The organism is Paraburkholderia sp. BR10937 (assembly GCF_040965695.1).
Lineage (GTDB): Bacteria > Pseudomonadota > Gammaproteobacteria > Burkholderiales > Burkholderiaceae > Paraburkholderia.
Map to the genome: position 1 here is coordinate 32,109 of NZ_JBFRCL010000020.1, position 15,513 is coordinate 47,621.

The 15,513-nt window shown below is 67.3% G+C and carries 16 protein-coding genes; 2 read left to right on the forward strand and 14 right to left on the reverse strand.

The window, feature by feature from the left end; genetic code table 11:
- From AB4Y44_RS17990 to AB4Y44_RS18045, 12 genes are all read right to left on the reverse strand, one after another.
- Window positions 1–1,182: a beta-ketoacyl-[acyl-carrier-protein] synthase family protein gene (locus tag AB4Y44_RS17990; protein ID WP_368700467.1), complete on the reverse strand. Its 1,182-nt coding sequence runs from the start codon at window positions 1,180–1,182 to the stop codon at window positions 1–3.
- Entirely contained in the window at window positions 1,179–3,590 is a 2,412-nt protein-coding gene (locus tag AB4Y44_RS17995) for an MMPL family transporter (protein WP_368700426.1), read from the reverse strand. Before AB4Y44_RS17995 ends, AB4Y44_RS17990 begins: the two co-directional genes overlap by 4 nt.
- Window positions 3,590–4,276 (reverse strand): outer membrane lipoprotein carrier protein LolA, encoded by a 687-nt coding sequence (locus tag AB4Y44_RS18000; protein ID WP_368700427.1) that lies wholly within the window; start codon window positions 4,274–4,276, stop codon window positions 3,590–3,592. The genes AB4Y44_RS17995 and AB4Y44_RS18000 overlap by 1 nt, the downstream gene beginning before the upstream one ends.
- Entirely contained in the window at window positions 4,264–4,704 is a 441-nt protein-coding gene (locus tag AB4Y44_RS18005) for an acyl-CoA thioesterase (protein ID WP_368700428.1), read from the reverse strand. The genes AB4Y44_RS18000 and AB4Y44_RS18005 overlap by 13 nt, the downstream gene beginning before the upstream one ends.
- On the reverse strand, window positions 4,701–6,278 hold the full coding sequence (gene hutH / locus AB4Y44_RS18010; RefSeq protein ID WP_368700429.1) for a histidine ammonia-lyase: 1,578 nt from the start codon (window positions 6,276–6,278) through the stop codon (window positions 4,701–4,703). Before hutH ends, AB4Y44_RS18005 begins: the two co-directional genes overlap by 4 nt.
- The gene (locus AB4Y44_RS18015; RefSeq protein ID WP_342925124.1) at window positions 6,265–7,974 is read right to left on the reverse strand and encodes a glycosyltransferase; all 1,710 of its coding nucleotides are present in this window, start codon (window positions 7,972–7,974) and stop codon (window positions 6,265–6,267) included. The genes hutH and AB4Y44_RS18015 overlap by 14 nt, the downstream gene beginning before the upstream one ends.
- Complete coding sequence (locus tag AB4Y44_RS18020) at window positions 7,971–9,686, reverse strand: AMP-binding protein (RefSeq protein WP_368700430.1); 1,716 nt, start codon at window positions 9,684–9,686, stop codon at window positions 7,971–7,973. The genes AB4Y44_RS18015 and AB4Y44_RS18020 overlap by 4 nt, the downstream gene beginning before the upstream one ends.
- Window positions 9,683–10,282, reverse strand: coding sequence for a hypothetical protein (locus AB4Y44_RS18025; RefSeq protein ID WP_342925152.1), 600 nt, complete (start codon window positions 10,280–10,282; stop codon window positions 9,683–9,685). The genes AB4Y44_RS18020 and AB4Y44_RS18025 overlap by 4 nt, the downstream gene beginning before the upstream one ends.
- A 65-nt stretch (window positions 10,283–10,347) precedes the next feature.
- Window positions 10,348–10,599, reverse strand: coding sequence for an acyl carrier protein (locus AB4Y44_RS18030; RefSeq protein WP_028208535.1), 252 nt, complete (start codon window positions 10,597–10,599; stop codon window positions 10,348–10,350).
- A gap of 3 nt (window positions 10,600–10,602) precedes the next feature.
- Window positions 10,603–10,902, reverse strand: coding sequence for a phosphopantetheine-binding protein (locus AB4Y44_RS18035; protein WP_028212563.1), 300 nt, complete (start codon window positions 10,900–10,902; stop codon window positions 10,603–10,605).
- Window positions 10,877–11,671 carry a lysophospholipid acyltransferase family protein gene (locus AB4Y44_RS18040; protein WP_342925122.1) on the reverse strand — a complete coding sequence of 265 codons (795 nt, stop codon included), beginning with the start codon at window positions 11,669–11,671 and terminating at the stop codon, window positions 10,877–10,879. The genes AB4Y44_RS18035 and AB4Y44_RS18040 overlap by 26 nt, the downstream gene beginning before the upstream one ends.
- The gene (locus AB4Y44_RS18045) at window positions 11,655–12,356 is read right to left on the reverse strand and encodes a beta-ketoacyl synthase chain length factor (protein WP_368700431.1); all 702 of its coding nucleotides are present in this window, start codon (window positions 12,354–12,356) and stop codon (window positions 11,655–11,657) included. The genes AB4Y44_RS18040 and AB4Y44_RS18045 overlap by 17 nt, the downstream gene beginning before the upstream one ends.
- 419 nt (window positions 12,357–12,775) lie before the next feature.
- On the opposite strand from AB4Y44_RS18045, the gene AB4Y44_RS18050 reads away from it, so the two are divergent.
- Window positions 12,776–13,375: a LysE family translocator gene (locus tag AB4Y44_RS18050; protein ID WP_368700432.1), complete on the forward strand. Its 600-nt coding sequence runs from the start codon at window positions 12,776–12,778 to the stop codon at window positions 13,373–13,375.
- Between the two features lie 10 nt (window positions 13,376–13,385).
- On the opposite strand, the gene AB4Y44_RS18055 is transcribed toward AB4Y44_RS18050, so the two are convergent.
- Window positions 13,386–13,904, reverse strand: coding sequence for a hypothetical protein (locus AB4Y44_RS18055; RefSeq protein ID WP_368700433.1), 519 nt, complete (start codon window positions 13,902–13,904; stop codon window positions 13,386–13,388).
- Window positions 13,905–14,154: 250 nt separating this feature from the next.
- Here AB4Y44_RS18055 and purU point away from each other — a divergent pair, with 250 nt between their 5' ends.
- Window positions 14,155–15,036, forward strand: coding sequence for a formyltetrahydrofolate deformylase (purU, locus tag AB4Y44_RS18060; RefSeq protein ID WP_368700434.1), 882 nt, complete (start codon window positions 14,155–14,157; stop codon window positions 15,034–15,036).
- 16 nt (window positions 15,037–15,052) lie between these two features.
- Here purU and AB4Y44_RS18065 read toward each other — a convergent pair whose 3' ends face one another.
- Window positions 15,053–15,313: a hypothetical protein gene (locus tag AB4Y44_RS18065; protein WP_342925117.1), complete on the reverse strand. Its 261-nt coding sequence runs from the start codon at window positions 15,311–15,313 to the stop codon at window positions 15,053–15,055.
- Window positions 15,314–15,513 lie beyond the last annotated feature (200 nt).

Genomic DNA, 15,513 nt, shown 5'->3' on the forward strand with positions numbered 1-15,513 from the left:
TCATCGTCCGAGTATGAGTGAAGCGTTGCTGCCGCCAAACGCGAATGAGTTGCTCATCACGTATTGGCGCACCCCGTTGCGCGGCAAATGCCGCAGGTCTTGAACCAGGTCGAGCGCGGGCAGCGCCAGATCGGCTTCCCCGTCCCACAGATGGCGCGGCAGCGCGACGTCGTCGCGAGCGAGCGTGAGCCACGCGAGCCCCAGTTCGCTCGCGCCTGCCGCGCCGAGCGTGTGGCCCGTGAGCGGCTTCGTGCCGCTCGCGGCCACGCCGTCGGGAAACACGCGCGCCATGAGATGCGCTTCCATCTGGTCGTTCTTGATCGTGGCCGTCGCGTGCAGGTTGACGTAGCCGATCGCGGCCGCGCCGATGCCCGCATCGGCAAGCGCGGCACGCAATGCGAGTTCGCCGCCCGCGCCCTGCGGGTCGGGGGCGGAAATATGGTGGGCGTCGCTCGACTCGCCCGCGCCCGCGAGCATCACCGGTCCTTCCTCCCGGCTCATCAGGAACACTGCCGCGCCTTCGCCGATGTTGATGCCGCGACGCTGTGCGCTCATCGGGTTGGTTCGCACGGGGCTCGTCGATTCGAGCGAGGCGAAGCCTTGCAGCGTGAGTTCGCAAAGCGAATCGACGCCGCCCACGACGACGGCATCGCAAAGGTTCGCGCGCAGCAGACGGCGCGCGGCAGCGAACGCCTTGGCGCTCGAGGTGCATGCAGTGGAGATCGTATACGCCGGGCCGCGCAGATCGAGCGCCGCGGCGGCGAACGGCGCGGCCGTGCCGATCTCCATCTGGCGGTAGTCGAACGTCGAAGCGGCGTCTTGCTGCACCGGCTGCGTGAACGTCGCTTCCGCGGCGCTGATGCCCGACGTGCTCGTACCCAGCACGACGCCGATACGGCCCGCGCCGAAGCGTTCGCGCGCGGCCTCGATGGCAGTGCGGATCTGCGCTAGCGCGGCGAGCAGAAGCCGGTTGTTGCGGCAGTCGTAGCAGGCGAGCGACGCGGGCGGCGCAAGGTCGAGCGGCGCCTTCACGCTGCCCGCGAAAGCGGTGCCGGTGCGGGTCGCGATCGGCCCCATGCCAGGCGCCTCGCCGCGCGCGAGCGCTGTGACGATTGCAGGCACGTCGTCGCCTAGCGCGTTGACCATGCCGAGCGCGTGCAAATAGACAGGGAGCGCCATCAGGCATTTCTCCGTTGATTCGTGGGCATGCCGATCGGCGCGAGCATGACGGACACCATGATGCCGAGCGACAGTGTGGCGCCGAAGCTCTTGAGCGCGGGCATCGAACTCATGCCGAGCATGCCGAACGAGAGCAGCGTGGTCGCGGCGGACAGCAGCACGCCGGTCCATACCGCGCCGCGATCGGTGGCGGCGCGCAGCGCGCCTTCGCGCAAAAAGACGGCGTAGTTCGCGCCCACGCCGAGCACGAGCATCAGCGCCAGCATGTTGAAGAGATTGATGCGCACGTGTGCATAGCCGAAAGCGGCGAGCGTGACGCCAATGGCGAGCCACACCGGCAGCGCGACCGCGATGGCCCCGCGCCAGCCGTAGCGGAACATCAGCAGCGCGAGCACGAGCGTGAGCGCGCCCGCGAGCCAGATCGCACCATCCTGCCGATACACGCCAAAGAGCCGCGATACGCTCGCGGCCTTGTCGACGAAGCTCACGCCGGGCAGCGCGTGCGCGACGTCGAGCAGCGCGGGCGCGTTCGCAGCGGATACGCCCTGCGGAATCACGATCGCCGCGAATGCGCCGGGTGTGCTCACGGATCGCCCGAGCCACAGGTGGCGGAACGGCTGCGACCAGGGTTCGGCAAGCCATCCGTCCACGTGCAGCACGGCAGCGCCCGAGTGCGCCCAGGCATCGAGCCACGTTAGCGCCACTTCGTCACGAAAGCCCGCCGCGCCCAGCAGCGTGCGCAAGGCGGCGGGATCGGCGAACACATGTGCGCCGAGCCACGCGCGATCGGCCCGCTGCCGTGCTTCGGATGGCACGAACGACGTGACCGATTGCCAGCCGCTCGGCGCGGACGCGCCCGTGAGCATGCCGAGCCGCGCGCACAACGCCTCGGTGCGCTCGAGCACGGCCTCGGGCGACGCGCCGCGCACGACGAAGAACTGCGCGCTGTTGTCGGCGCCCACGGCGCTCGACACCACGCGCTCCTGCGCGACGAGCGCCGGGTCCCGCTGGATCAGCAGATGAATGTCGTCGTCGCTGCGCAGTTGCAGCCAGCCCGGCACCGCTACGACCAGGAGAGCGAGCGCGACGCCCCAGGCGCGACGGCCGCCGATCAGCGCCTGCCATTTCGCGAGCGAGCCCGCGGCCACGGCGAAGAGCGTTTGGGGACTGCGGCGCGCGGACTGCGTCATGAGGCTCGGCAGCAGCCAGATGACGGAAGCGAATGCGGTGAAGATGCCGACGATGGCGAAGCACGCGATCTGCCTGAGCGCCGGAAACGGCGCGAAGGTCAGAATGGCGTAGCCAAGCAGGCTCGTGCTGAGCGCCACCGTGAGCGCGGGCAGCACTTCCCGCGCGCCGCGCCGCGAATCCCAGCCGTGCCGCGTGCCCAGGTAGACGACGAAGTACTGAATGGAGTAGTCGACCGCCTCGCCGATCAGGCTCGCGCCGAACACGAGCGTCAGCAGATGCAGCTTGCCGAAGACGAGCATCGTGGCCGCGAGCGCGCAGACGATGCCGAGCGCCGTGGAAACGAACCCCAGCAGGATCAGCCGCGGCGAGCGGAAGATCCACAGCATGAGCACCGCGATGCCCACCGCCGAAACGATGCCGATCACATGGACGTCGCGCTCCGAGGCGCGCCGTGCAGACTCGGCATAGAACACGGCGCCCGTGCGCGCGACGGTCACATCGGGCCACGAAGCCTTGAGCGTAGTTTCACCGTGCGCGACGGCCAGCAGCACACCTCGCTGAACGTCGGACTCGTAGGCTGACCCAGGCAGCGTGCCGATCACGAGCACGCTCGTGGTGTCAGGGCGGTGCGCAACGAGGAAACCGTCCTCGACGGTGAGATTCGATGCCGCGAGCGGCAACCCCGCGAGCCAGTGCTGAAGCCAGCCGAAGGGATCGTCGGCGAGCAACGTTGCGAGACCCGCGTCCGGCAGTCCATAGAGGCGCTCGGCCAGCGCGCCGCGCAGCGTTTCGGCGCTGCCAGAGGCAGTCGCACGGTCTTGCGCCGTGAGCAGGCCAAAGCGGTACGGCAGGTAGAAGCGCGTGATGCGCCCGAGGTCGAATGGCGGGACTTGCGCCGTCACCGAAGTGAACGCGTGACTTGCGTCCAGCACCGTGCCCAGTTGCTGTGCCGCGGCTTTCGCGTGCGCCGCGTCGCGGCTCGACACCAGCAGCACGGCGCGGTTGCCGAGCGCGCTCGCGAGCTGGTCCACGGCCTCTTCGGCCACGGGGTCCGCTTCGGTTGCGGGCAGCAGCGCGAGCAGGTTGGTCTGCAGGGGCGTCGGTCCCGCAAAGCGCCAGGCGCAATACAGCGCCGCCGCGACGGCCAGCAGCAGCCATGCGGCCCGCAGCGACCACTGCCGCCGCGACTGGGTTGCGGTGCGAAGCTCGGAGGAACTCACTATGGCGTTCCGAAAAGCTTCTGGTCGGCGGGCATCAGTTCGGACACCTGCGCGCTGCCGCTAAAGTCGTACTGCGTGACGTCGCCGTTGGCGAACGTGATGCGCAAGCTGTGCAGGAAGTCGCCGCCTTCCATCTCGATGCCGCGCAGCGCCTGCGCGATCTGCGGCTGGCGCGGCACGAGGCGCATCTGCCATTGCGAAGGCGTGCCGCGCGCCGCTACATCGAATTGAGAGTACAGCCCGCTCAGGTCGCCGCCAAGTATCGCCCGCATCATCTTCGCGATCTCCGCCGCACCGCGCGCGCCCTGCACACCGCCGTTCCGGGTGCGCTGATCAGGTTGACCGTTGGCATCGATCACGGTGACGCCGCTGTCGCGCATGATCCACGTCTTCCTGTATGGCGTTTCGACCTGCCAGATCACGCCGCGTTCGCGCAAGAACAGCAGCGAGCCCGTACTGACGAGTGGCGCTTTCATCGCGGCAAGCGTCTGCGTCTGCGTGAAATGCGCACGCACGCCGTTCGCGCGCGCGAGACGCGCCGCGATCTGCGAGACGAGTGCCGCGTCGCTGGCGTTGGCGCCAGTGCTCACGTTCGCGGGCGCCGTCGCGGCCCGCGCCAGCATCCACACCGACTGAAGCGCAAGCAGTGCGGCCACCGCCGCCGCGCATCGTTTCAACGCGCCCATGCACGCTCCAGCTTTTCGAGCACGACAGGCGGCGAAACGAACTGCAGTTCCTGAGTGGCGGCGTTCACGGCGACCTGGATTGTGTAGCCCTTCGTGAGCCGCGTACGCGATTCGCGATCGTGGATTTCGTAGCTGATTTTCAGGCGATTTTCGTATTCGAGCAGGTGCGCGCACACCTCGAGTTGCTGCCCATAAACGGCGGGCCGCACATACTTCAAATGCGCTTCGACCACGGGCCACACGTAGCCCGATGTCTGCATCTCGCGATAGTCGTAGTCGAACTTGCGCAACAGCGCCGCGCGGCCGAATTCGAAATACTTCAGATAGTGACCGTGCCAGCAGACATTCATCGCGTCCACGTCGTGGAACGGCACTTCCACATTCGCGCTCGCGCTCAACACCGGCGTAACCTTGCGTGATTCGCTCATGGCCTGCCCCCCGCGTTCCGCCCGAGGAAATCGCCTGTTGCGATTCGCTCGGTCATGGCACGCAGTTCGTGTTCGAGCGCGCGGTCCTCGTCGACGAATGGCGACGTCGCGGCCACGTCCTCCATGAACGCCGCAAGCGGCTCGGGAATCACCGTCGCGGCGTTGCCGCGCAGCCGCAGGCGCGCGGCCTGCACGGTGGCGAGTGTATGGGCGGCCGTGACCTGCTCGGTGAGCTGCAGCACGCGCAAACAGTCGCGCGCCGCGATCGTCCCCATGCTCACCTTGTCCTGATTGTGCGCCTCCGTCGAGCGGGAGAACACGCTCGCGGGCATCGTGTGCTTGAGCGCCTCCGCCGTCCACGCCGAGGACGAAATCTGCACGGCCTTGAAGCCGTGATTGATCGGCGCGCGCGCACTCGTCGCGCCCGTGAGGTTGCGCGGCAGGCCGTTGTTGAACTTCTCGTCGACGAGCAAGGCGAGCTGCCGGTCCATCAGATCGGCGAGATTCGCCACAGCCGTCTTGAGGCCGTCCATGGCGAACGCGATATGGCCGCCATAGAAGTTGCCGCCGTGCAGCACGCGCTCGCCGTCGGGATCGATCAGCGGATTGTCGTTGGCGCTGTTCAGTTCGTTCTCGATGTCGCGCCGCATCCACGTGAGCGCGTCGTTCGCCACGCCGATCACATGCGGCGCGCAACGGATCGAATAGCGGTCCTGCAAGCGGTGGCCGGGCGTGTCCGGGCGCCCGGCCAGATCGGCGCGGATCCAGGCGGCCGCCTCGCCCTGCCCGGCGTGCGGCTTGGCTTCGAAGATGAACGCGTCGAAATGCGCGGCGCGGCCGTCGAGCGCCACCGTGGCGAGCGCGGTGAGTCGCGCGGCGAGGCGCGCGAGCTGCGCCGCGCGCGTGAACGCGAGACAGGCGAGGCCCGTCATGACCGCCGTGCCGTTCATCAGCGCGAGGCCCTCCTTGGGCGCGAGCGTGAGCGGTTCGCGGCCCAGCGCGAGCCACGCGTCGCGTGCCTCGCACGGCGCGCCGCGAAACTGCACGCCGCGCTCGCCGACCAGCGCCGCCGCGACATACGAAAGCGGCGTGAGGTCGCCGCTTGCGCCCACCGAGCCTTCGGCGGGAATCCGCGGCAACACGCGATGATTGATGAGATCGGCGAGGCGCTCGAGCAGCACCGGGCGCACGCCCGAAAGCCCGAACGCCAGCGAATTCAGACGCGCCGCGATCACGGCGAGCGCCGAGGCGTCGTCGAGATACTCACCCATGCCGCAGCCGTGATAGCGCGTGAGCTGCAGCGGCAGGGCCTCGACGAGCGCCATCGGCACGTCGACGACGCAGGCGTCGCCGTAGCCCGTATTTACACCGTACACGGTCGCACCGGCTGCGAGATGCCGGCGCAAGAACTCCGCGCCGCGCGCGATGCGTTCGCGCCAGGCCGGGTCGTCGTTGAGCCGCACGGCGGCCTCCCCGCGCGCAACCGCCACGACGTCCTCGATCGTCAAATGGCGGCCGCCGACTACCACGGCATCCGCGTTGACTCCGGCATCCTTCAGGTCAGTCTCGGCCATTTGCTCCCCCACTGGGGCGCGCCCAGAAATCGTAGAAGTTGAACCATTGGTACGGCGCTTTGTGGCAATAGTGTTCGAGGCGCGAAGCGAAGCGCTGCGCCCACGCCGCAATATGCTCGGCGCGGCCACGCCGCGGCAGATCGATGCGCTCGGCAAACGGCTCGAAGTAGAGCCGGTAGCCCGTGCGCTCTTTCAGGCAGAACAACAGATAAACGGGGCACGCGAGCGCGTGCGCCAATACATAGGGCCCCTGGGCAAATGCAGCTGTCTCGCCAAGGAACTGCGCCTCGGTGGTTCGGCCGGTTTCGCGCGCAGGCGTGCGGTCGCCGACGATGACGAGCAGCTCGCCGCGCTCGATGCGTTCCTGCATCATCAGCGCCGTCTGCGGGCCGAAGTCGCTCACCGGCACCAGATGCTGCGCGAAATCGTGATGGGCGGAAGCCAGCACGCTATTGAAGCGTTTGGCGTGCTCCGTGTAGACGATGGCCGTCACCTTCGTTTGCGCGCCGCGCACGGCCAGCGCCCGCGCCATTTCGAGGTTGCCGTGGTGCGAGCCGATCACGAGCGCGCCGCGGCCGCTCGCGATCAACGCGTCGAACGCGCGTGGGTCGTCGATCTCCACGTCGGCCTCACCGACGCGGCCTGTCCAGGCGGCCAGCTTGTCGAAGCCCGATTGCGCGAACGAGAGCATATGGCGATAGGCCGTGAACCAGCCGGGGCGCGGCGTCTTGCGTTCCGGCGAGCACTGGCACAGCCGGTCGAAATAGCGCCGCGAGGCGTCACGCGCGGGGCGGCCCGTCACCAGGAAGTAAGCGACGATGGGGTGCAGCCAGAGCGCGGTGAAGCGCCGTCCGAACAGGCCGCAACTCCAGGCGAGCAACGCCATGCCGAGCCGGCTGCCGCGTTCGGCCGTGCGCCACCACGGGTCGTTGCCGTCGCCCGCCTCCGTGCGCCGCGGCAGGACCTTGTGCGCGAGCAGCAGCGGCAGACGCGTGAGCATGCCCGCGACGAGCCGCGTATGGCTGCGGCTGATACGCACGTTGTCCCACAGCACGTCGAAATGCGAGACGCCATCGGCCGCGTAGGTGACGGCGGTCGGAATCGAGATGAACGCCACGCGCCGCCAGTGCAGTCGCACGAGAATCTCGATGTCGAAGTCCATGCGCTCGGGCAGCTTCACGCTGTCGATAAGCGCACACGCGAGATCGAGCGGATAGAGGCGGAAACCGCACATCGAATCGCGAATCGTGAACGAGAGCGTCTCGATCCAGACCCACACGTGGGTCAGATAGCGCCCATAGAGGCGCGCTTTCGGCACACTCTCGTCGTACACGGGCTGGCCGATCACCACCGCGCGAGGATTCGCCTGCGCGGCGGCGAGAAAGCGCGGAACGTCCGCGGCGTCGTGCTGGCCGTCGGCGTCGATCTGCAGCGCGTGTGTATAGCCTGCGTCGCGCGCGGCGCGCAGCCCCGCCATTACCGCTGCGCCCTTGCCGCCGTTCACGGGCAGGCGCCGCAGCGTGAGCTTGCCGGCGTAGCGGCGCGCGAGGTCCGCCAGCACCTGCTGGGTGGCTTCGTCGCTGCCGTCGTCCACGACGATGAGCGGCAGGCCGTGGACGATCAGGTTCGCCACGGTGCCGCCGATCGCGTCCTTGTGGTTGTAGATCGGAATGACGATACAGGCCGCGAGGCTCATGCGGGCTCCCTGTATACGAAAGCGCCGGACGCGCAGTCGCGCTCGCCGACGCGCCACGCGAACGCTACGCGCCGGCGCGCGGCGTCGTGCTTGAGCACGAGCTTGAGCAGCACGCCCGGCGGTACCGGCATGGTGAATTTCAGTTGATCGACCGAGGCGAGCGCACGCACGCCGGGCACCCAGTCGCGCGCGAACCGCATCGCCCAGTCTACCTGCACGACGCCCGGCAAAATCGGCAGCCCCGGAAAGTGGCCCGCGAAATGAACGAGCGCGTGCGGCACGCGCAGTTCGAATGAACGCCCTTCTGCGCCGTCCCATTGCGCGAGCAGCTCGAACCCTTCTGCGCTGGCCGCGAACGCACGGGCGACCGCTTGCGCCTGCACCTTGCCGCGCGAGTCGACTGGCAGCGCGCAGTGAATGCGCCAGTGGCGCGGCAGGACGACCGTATCGAACCAGGCGGCGAGATGGCGTCGCAATGCTTTCAGGAGCAGAACGCGGCCGTCGCGGCGCAGCGTTTCGCAGCCCTCTGCGGTGAGCACCACGAGCGCGCCAATGCGCTCGCGCGAGCCGCCTTCGAGCAGTACGGTCCGCACTTCGGCAACGCCGGGATGCAGCAGCAGTTTGCTCTCCATCTCGCTGAGCGACACACGCTTGCCGTCGAGCTTGACCACGCGGTCGAGACGCCCTTGCAGCACGAAGCGGCCGTGCTCGTCGAACGCGGCCTTGTCGTCGGTGCGCTGCCAGCTGTCGTGGCCCAGGTGCGGCGAGCGCACTTCGAGCGCGCCACCCTCGTCCGCTGCGCCCGCGCGCACGGCGATGCCCGGCATGGGCGTCCACGCTTGCGCTTCGTCTTGTCTGCGCCAGGCGATGCCGCCCGTCTCCGTGCTGCCGTAGATCTCCAGCGGCGCGGCACCGAACGTGGCGGCGTACTGCTTCGCGGTGTCGAGCGGCAGCGGGCCGCCCGACGAGAAGAACGCGCGCGGCTGCGGGGCGAGTGTCGCGAACCCCGGCAGATCGGGCCAGCGCGAGAGCTGCGCAGGCGTCGAGACGATGACGGTCACGTCGCACTGCGCCGAACATTCGCCAATCCGCGCCTGCAATTGCGCGGGGGCGGCGCAGGTCGCGCGGGCGAACGGCCTGCCCGCGGCCAGCGGCCAGAAGACGCGGAACAACAGCCCGTAAATGTGGTGATGCGGCACGCTCGCGAGCACGGCCGCATCGCCCAGCAGTCCACCCCACGCGGCTTCCAGCGTATGCACTTCGGCGTCGAACTGCGCGAGCGTCTTGTGGACGGGCTTCGGCGCACCGCTGCTGCCCGACGTGAACAACGTGAGCGATGCGTTCGCGTCGATCGCCGTGGCGGGTTCGTCGGGTTGAACCGCAGCCGTATCGGCACACCACGCGGCAAGCTCGTTTTCGTCGAGCACCGCGTCGTACGCGTCGCTCAGTTCGGCGAGATAGCCAGGCGTCGCGTTCGCCGGAATCACGGGCACCTTGCCTGCAACAAGCAGTCCGAACAAAGCGCAGGCGAACACATACGGATCGTCGCTCCAAAGCGCGAAGCGCAGGCCCGGCCGCGTGCGCAGGCGCGCCGCAATGCCCAGCGCATGCGCACGGAAGGTAGCGAAATCCGTCACGTTCGCGCCATCGACGCAGACCACGCGACGCGGCTCACGGCAACGCGCCACGAGAAGCTCGTGCAATGCGATCACACCGCCTCCCGTCGCGCAGCACGCGGCAGCATGATCCATTTGCGCCAGACGAACTCGCCGGCGAGCAGTGCGCCGATGATCACATACGCGAGCATGCCGTTGTAGAGCGACCAGGCGCGAGCGGGCCAGGCGAGCGCCGTCCAGGCGGAAACCACACTGTTCAAAGCGAAGAAAACACACCAGAGCTGTGTGACGCGGCGCGTATAGCGCACGATGTGCGCGGGCGGATCAGCATAGGTCAGACGTGCGAATTTTTCGATCATCGACGGCCCATTCACGAGGGTCGCGCCGAAGGCGACGAGCAGCCCGAGATTCACGAGCGAAGGATACAGGCGCATGAGCCGTTCGCTATTGGTGATGACGATGGCCACCGAGGCGACATTGAGCATGACGGCCACGGCCCAGTCCACCGGCGTGAGCTTGCGCAGCGTGGCGGCGAGCGCGCCCGTGCCGGCCACGCGCTGCATCCAGAGCAGCACGAGCAGCAACAAGCCCACGAAGCGCGGCGAATCCCAGCGCCACGCGCAGAGAATCACGGCCGGGTAGGCGAGACCGGCTAGCAGCTTCCATTTGCTGCGCGCCCGCCCGCCTGCCACATTGCTTTCACCTGCCGCGGCAGGCTCAGCCGGGCCGGGCCTGCGAAGAGCCGTCACGAATGGCCTCAAGCCTGGGTCACGAGCAGCGACTCGACCGCGGCGATCACGTCGCCCACCGTGCGCACCTGCTTGAACTCTTCCGGCTTGATGCGGCGGCCCGTCATTTCCTGGAGCTTGATGGCCAGATCGACCGCGTCGATGCTGTCCAGATCCAGTTCCTCGAACAGGTGCGCCTCCGGCGTGACGCGCGCCGGATCGATATCGAAGTTCTCGTGAAAGATCTCGCGGATACGGTCGAGAATTTCAGCTTCGTTCATGATTCAATCCCCTTTCCCTGCAGTGGCTTCCAGCGCCTCGTTTTCGTTTGCGTGGCCCGCGACGAGCGCCGCGAGCGTATTGATCGACCGGAAGTAGCCGCGCACGTTTTCGTCGTCGGCGTTGATGGTCAGTTGATAGCGCTGGCGCAGCACGATGCCGATCTCCAGCGCGTCGATCGAGTCGAGCCCTACGCCGTCGGTGTCGAACAGCGGCGCGTCGTCGTCGATATCGGCGGGCGTGAGATGCTCGAGATCGAGCGCCTCGATCAGGAGCCGCTTAATTTCCAGTTTTAAAGTATCCATAGTCAAACAGGTGCTGTGTGATTTGCGCCTCGATGGTGCGCGTGACGTTGCGCGCGGCGAGTGCGGAAGGCATGTCGCGCGGCGCGAGCGGCTGGACGCCGATGGGCGCCAGCACGTTCACGCTCATGCGGAAGGGGCGCTGCGGAACGTGATACCAGCGCATCTGCTTGGTGAAGGCGGGCGGATCGCAGTGCATGAGCACAGGCAGAACCGGCGCGCCGGCCTCGAGCGCCGTATGCGCGAAGCCGCGCGAGAACGCGTGCAGGCGATTCGGCGCGGGGCTGCGCGAGCCTTCGGGAAAAATGATCATGCTGTAGCCGTTCGCGAGCTGGCGCGCGCAGTCCTGCACGAAGCCTGTGGGATCAGCGTTGCTCACGTACTCGGCCGCGCGCACGATGCCCCAGAAGCACGGGTTGCGCCAGTGCGCATTCTTCACGACGCAACAGGCCGAAGGCGTGAGCGCGAGCAGCACCACCACATCGAGATAGGTGGGATGGTTCGCGACAATGATGGCGGGTGCGCCCGAGCGCAGCGCGTTCGCGCCGGCCACGTCGAGCGTCATGACGCCCGCGCGCTGCAAGGCGGCCACGAGCGAGCGGAAAAACCAGTGAATGATGGTGGTCACCGCGCGTTGCCGCGAGGCGCGATGCGGCCAGACCGACGCGACCGGAAACACGATCACCGAGAAGAGCAGCCCGCACGCGCCGAACAACGCGAGGCTGAAGCCGGTGGCGAAGAGCCGCCAGCCGTAATCAAGCCGAGCCGACATGCCAGCCCCATTGCCATGTGCCGCCGCTGCCCTGCCACGCGGCGCTTTCGCCGCCGTTCAGGCAGTGATGCAGCGCTTCGCTTTGCGTAGCGAATGCGCGTGCCTGCGCTGCCGGGCCCTGCTTGTTTTCCGTGATGGAGCACGCGAGCCGGCCTTGCGGCGCCTCGCTCGCGTCGAGCAGCAATGCGAACGCGCCGCGCTGCACTTCCTGCTCGACCGCGCCGTAGCGCACGTCGGCGGGTTCGTCGGCGTAGACGACCAATACGGGGCTTGCGGGGTCTTCGGTATGCAGCGCATGGCCTTCGAGCAGCGCGTAGCCCAGCGTTGCCGCCCCTGCCGAGAGGGCCGTCGCCGGCGAACGGTCGCCGCGCACGATGCCGAACAGCCCCGTCATCGCATTGAGCACGGAAAGGCTGAACGCGTTCGGCGAAACGGGCTTGTGTGCTTCAATGTCGCGCAGAATGTCCGTCGTGCGGCGCAACTCGCCGTGCCGCGATGCGAAGACCACGCGTGCCCTGGTTTGCGCATCGACGCAGTCACCCGCCACCTGCAGCGCCATCCGCGAAAGCGCGCTCAGGCGGCGGCGCATCATCGGATCGACGAACGCAACCTCAGGCACACTTTCCGATGCGGAAGACCAGAAGGACCAGCGCGCCACGGGCATGGTCCACGACAAATCAGGCATAGGGGTTGACGATAACGGCGGCCGCAACGTGCGGGCTCTCGACCCCGGACGGCGTATGTTTATTTTTCCTCGACCCGCAAGTTTTCTGGGCAAAGTTCTCGTGGGTGCTTTAACGGCGGGCGTCGCGAATTATTTAGGGTGAGACGAGAAATATTTTGAAATGATTTGTTACGCATCAAGAGATGCATTGAAATCAATAATTTAGGCGCGTGACATAAGCACGCATTTACCAAAGCAGATGCCGCTCTGAGCACGACGAATATCGGCCGATGGTTTAGCGCCTCGGGCCCGGCTGAAATAGGCATACACCGGTGCAAGCCGTAGAATTCGGGCACCGCGGGGTAGTTTCAGTCACTGGCTGCCATAACGCCCTACATTTAGCTTCCAGAATCCAAACCCCTATTCCCCAAGTCGCCCTCATGCTTTCCATTTCCACCATCGGGCTGATGGTCTCGGGCTGCGCGATCGTGCTGCTCATGCCGGGGCCGACCAACACCCTGCTCGCCGCCGCCGGTTTGCGGCAGGGTTTGCGGCACTCCGCGCATCTGACCGTCGCCGAACTGGCCGGCTACCTGGTGTCGATTACCGTCTGGGGGTTGTGCTTCACCCATGCGTCGCATTCGCTGGGCTGGCTGCCGAAGGTGCTGCGTGTGGCCAGCAGCCTCTATCTGGCGTGGCTCGCCTTGCGCCTCTGGTTCACGGCCAACTCGATCGAGACGTCGGCCAGGGGTGTGGTCGGCACGCGCACGCTGTTCAGCGCCACGGTGCTCAACCCCAAGGCCATTTTGTTCGCCGGCTCGATTTTTCCGCCCGCGGCGTTCGCGAGCGTGATCACGTGGCTCCAGGCCATGGCGATCTTCGCGGTCCTGCTGATTCCCATTGGCCTGACATGGATCGCCATTGGCGCCGCGCCGCGCAACGACCGTGCGCCGTTCATTCGTCCCGCGTTCTTCCAGCGCTGCGCGTCCGTCGTGGTGGGCGCGTTCTCCGTGTCGCTCATGTGGTCGCTCGCGCACTGACGCTAGCGCGTCATTCCCGGGCTCGCGCGACTTGCGGCGGAACGAGTTCGGCGACGCTGAACCAGCGGCTGCCAGCCGTTCCAGCCAGGCGTTGTAGCGCCTCGGCGTCGTTCACGGCGCATTCCACCGGAAACGACCTGGCCTCGTAGGCGGCTAGCCAGAGCGTCCGCATCACGCCATCCGTGAACGCAACGTACGGTACGGCGGCGCGCGCCGGGCAACTGACTTCTGCAAGCGGCACCGGGTCTTCCTCGCCGAAGCTGAAACCCTCGGCCGCCAGTTCGAAGCGCGGGTCGGCACGCCATGTCTGCGGATTGCCGTTGGCGAGCCCGGCGCAATCGCCGCACGGTTCGTCCCGCCAGAGCCTCAAGAAGCGCGCGCAGTCCACTTCGACCACGGCCCGTTCCGCGTTGCCGTAGTTCGAGCGGCTCACCGACATATACACGTCGGCGACCGAGGTGCGCACGCGAAAAAGCGCGGCACGCTGCCCGTTCAACGCCCTCGCCTGCGGACCCAGATAACTCTTCATCTCCGCCTCCGTTTCGTCGCAGCCCCATGCTTGCCGGAGAAAAATGCGCGGGATAGCAGGAATGCGACAGCGCCAGGGGCAAAAGTGACCCTCTTCATTTTGGCGGCGGGTTGGCGTATTCATTCTCGCGATACAGCGCGTGGGTTCTATGTGCCGCACGCCGATTGGTGGCTTACTTGCGCCATCAAGCCAGCGCCCCCGCACGACGCGCAAGTTGCAGCGGGCGCACCACGACACGAGGAGAACGCGCATGCCCACCGAAAACCCGCAGCACCGCTACGTGCTCACGCTGTCCTGCCCCGCCGCGGCCGGGCAGGTCGCCGCGGTCGCCGGCTTTCTCGACGCGCACAGCGGCTATATCGACGAGCTCACGGTATTCGACGACGACATCAGCACGCGCTTCTTCCTGCGCTGCGTCTTCCACGAGGTCGTGCAGCCCGGCGCGGGCGAACGCTTCGATCTCGCGGGCCTGCGGGACGAGTTCGCCAGCGTCGCGCGCAAGCACGACATGACCTGGGCCATTCACGACCTGCGGGTGCGTCCCAAAGTGCTCATCATGGTGTCGAAGCTCGAGCACTGCCTCGCCGACCTGCTGTTTCGCTGGCGCATGGGCGAGCTGCAGATGGACATCGCGGGCATTGCCTCGAATCACCGCGATTTCGAACCGCTCGCGAGGCAGCACGACCTGCCGTTTCACTATCTGCCCGTCACGCCGGAAACGCGGCGTGAACAGGAGGCCGCCATCCTCGACCTGTTCGATTCGACCGGTTCGGAGCTGCTGATTCTCGCGCGCTACATGCAGATTCTTTCTGACGAAACGAGCCAGAAGCTGGCCGGACGCGCCATCAACATCCACCATTCCTTCCTGCCCGGCTTCAAGGGCGCGCGCCCCTATCATCAGGCGCACGTGCGCGGGGTCAAGCTGATCGGCGCGACGGCGCACTTCGTCACCGACGATCTCGACGAAGGTCCGATCATCGAGCAGGAAGTGCAGCGGGTCGACCATTCGCTGAACCCCGAGCGTCTGCTGGCCGTCGGGCGCGACGTCGAATGCGTGACGCTCGCGCGCGCCGTACGGGTCTTTCTCGAGCGGCGGGTCTTCATCAACGACGGCCGCACCGTCGTCCTGTGAGCAAGCGCCCGGGCGTTCAAGCCGCCATGCTGTGGCGGCGCTGCGCCTGCGCCACCAGCGCCGCGAACGCACCCTCGCTCATCCGGCTCGCCACGCGCTCTGCATAGTCGTGATGCCGCCGCGCGAGCGGCGCACCCACGCAACGCGCCTGCAGATAGCGCAGCAGCCCGATACGCCCGTGGCCGCGCGCCATGCTCTGCTCCAGCAGGGCGAGCGCGGCTTCAGCATCGCCGTGACAGGCGCGTTTGTTGAGTTCGACGGTTACGGTGCGCGGCATGACAGCGGGCCTCGTGGATGGGTGCGGCGTGGGGCGTGTGCCCGCTCACGAGTTGACCAAAGCGGCGGCGGCGGCGCTAGAACGGACGCGCCAGGGCGGCGGAACCGCGCCGCCATGCGGCGTGTATTCCTTCAAGATTTCGCTTTTGCGAAGATCGATGGCGGAAATCGACAAGCGCCTCGGGGCCATATCGGGGAAGC

What these genes read in the sequence shown, in the direction of transcription:
- AB4Y44_RS18000 (WP_368700427.1), bottom strand. Translation starts at nt 4,276, where the DNA reads ATGGGCGCGTTGAAACGATGCGCGGCGGCGGTGGCCGCACTGCTTGCG.
- AB4Y44_RS18005 (WP_368700428.1), bottom strand. Translation starts at nt 4,704, where the DNA reads ATGAGCGAATCACGCAAGGTTACGCCGGTGTTGAGCGCGAGCGCGAAT.
- hutH (WP_368700429.1), bottom strand. Translation starts at nt 6,278, where the DNA reads ATGGCCGAGACTGACCTGAAGGATGCCGGAGTCAACGCGGATGCCGTG.
- AB4Y44_RS18015 (WP_342925124.1), bottom strand. Translation starts at nt 7,974, where the DNA reads ATGAGCCTCGCGGCCTGTATCGTCATTCCGATCTACAACCACAAGGAC.
- AB4Y44_RS18030 (WP_028208535.1), bottom strand. Translation starts at nt 10,599, where the DNA reads ATGAACGAAGCTGAAATTCTCGACCGTATCCGCGAGATCTTTCACGAG.
- AB4Y44_RS18035 (WP_028212563.1), bottom strand. Translation starts at nt 10,902, where the DNA reads ATGGATACTTTAAAACTGGAAATTAAGCGGCTCCTGATCGAGGCGCTC.
- AB4Y44_RS18040 (WP_342925122.1), bottom strand. Translation starts at nt 11,671, where the DNA reads ATGTCGGCTCGGCTTGATTACGGCTGGCGGCTCTTCGCCACCGGCTTC.
- AB4Y44_RS18045 (WP_368700431.1), bottom strand. Translation starts at nt 12,356, where the DNA reads ATGCCTGATTTGTCGTGGACCATGCCCGTGGCGCGCTGGTCCTTCTGG.
- AB4Y44_RS18050 (WP_368700432.1), top strand. Translation starts at nt 12,776, where the DNA reads ATGCTTTCCATTTCCACCATCGGGCTGATGGTCTCGGGCTGCGCGATC.
- AB4Y44_RS18055 (WP_368700433.1), bottom strand. Translation starts at nt 13,904, where the DNA reads ATGAAGAGTTATCTGGGTCCGCAGGCGAGGGCGTTGAACGGGCAGCGT.
- purU (WP_368700434.1), top strand. Translation starts at nt 14,155, where the DNA reads ATGCCCACCGAAAACCCGCAGCACCGCTACGTGCTCACGCTGTCCTGC.
- AB4Y44_RS18065 (WP_342925117.1), bottom strand. Translation starts at nt 15,313, where the DNA reads ATGCCGCGCACCGTAACCGTCGAACTCAACAAACGCGCCTGTCACGGC.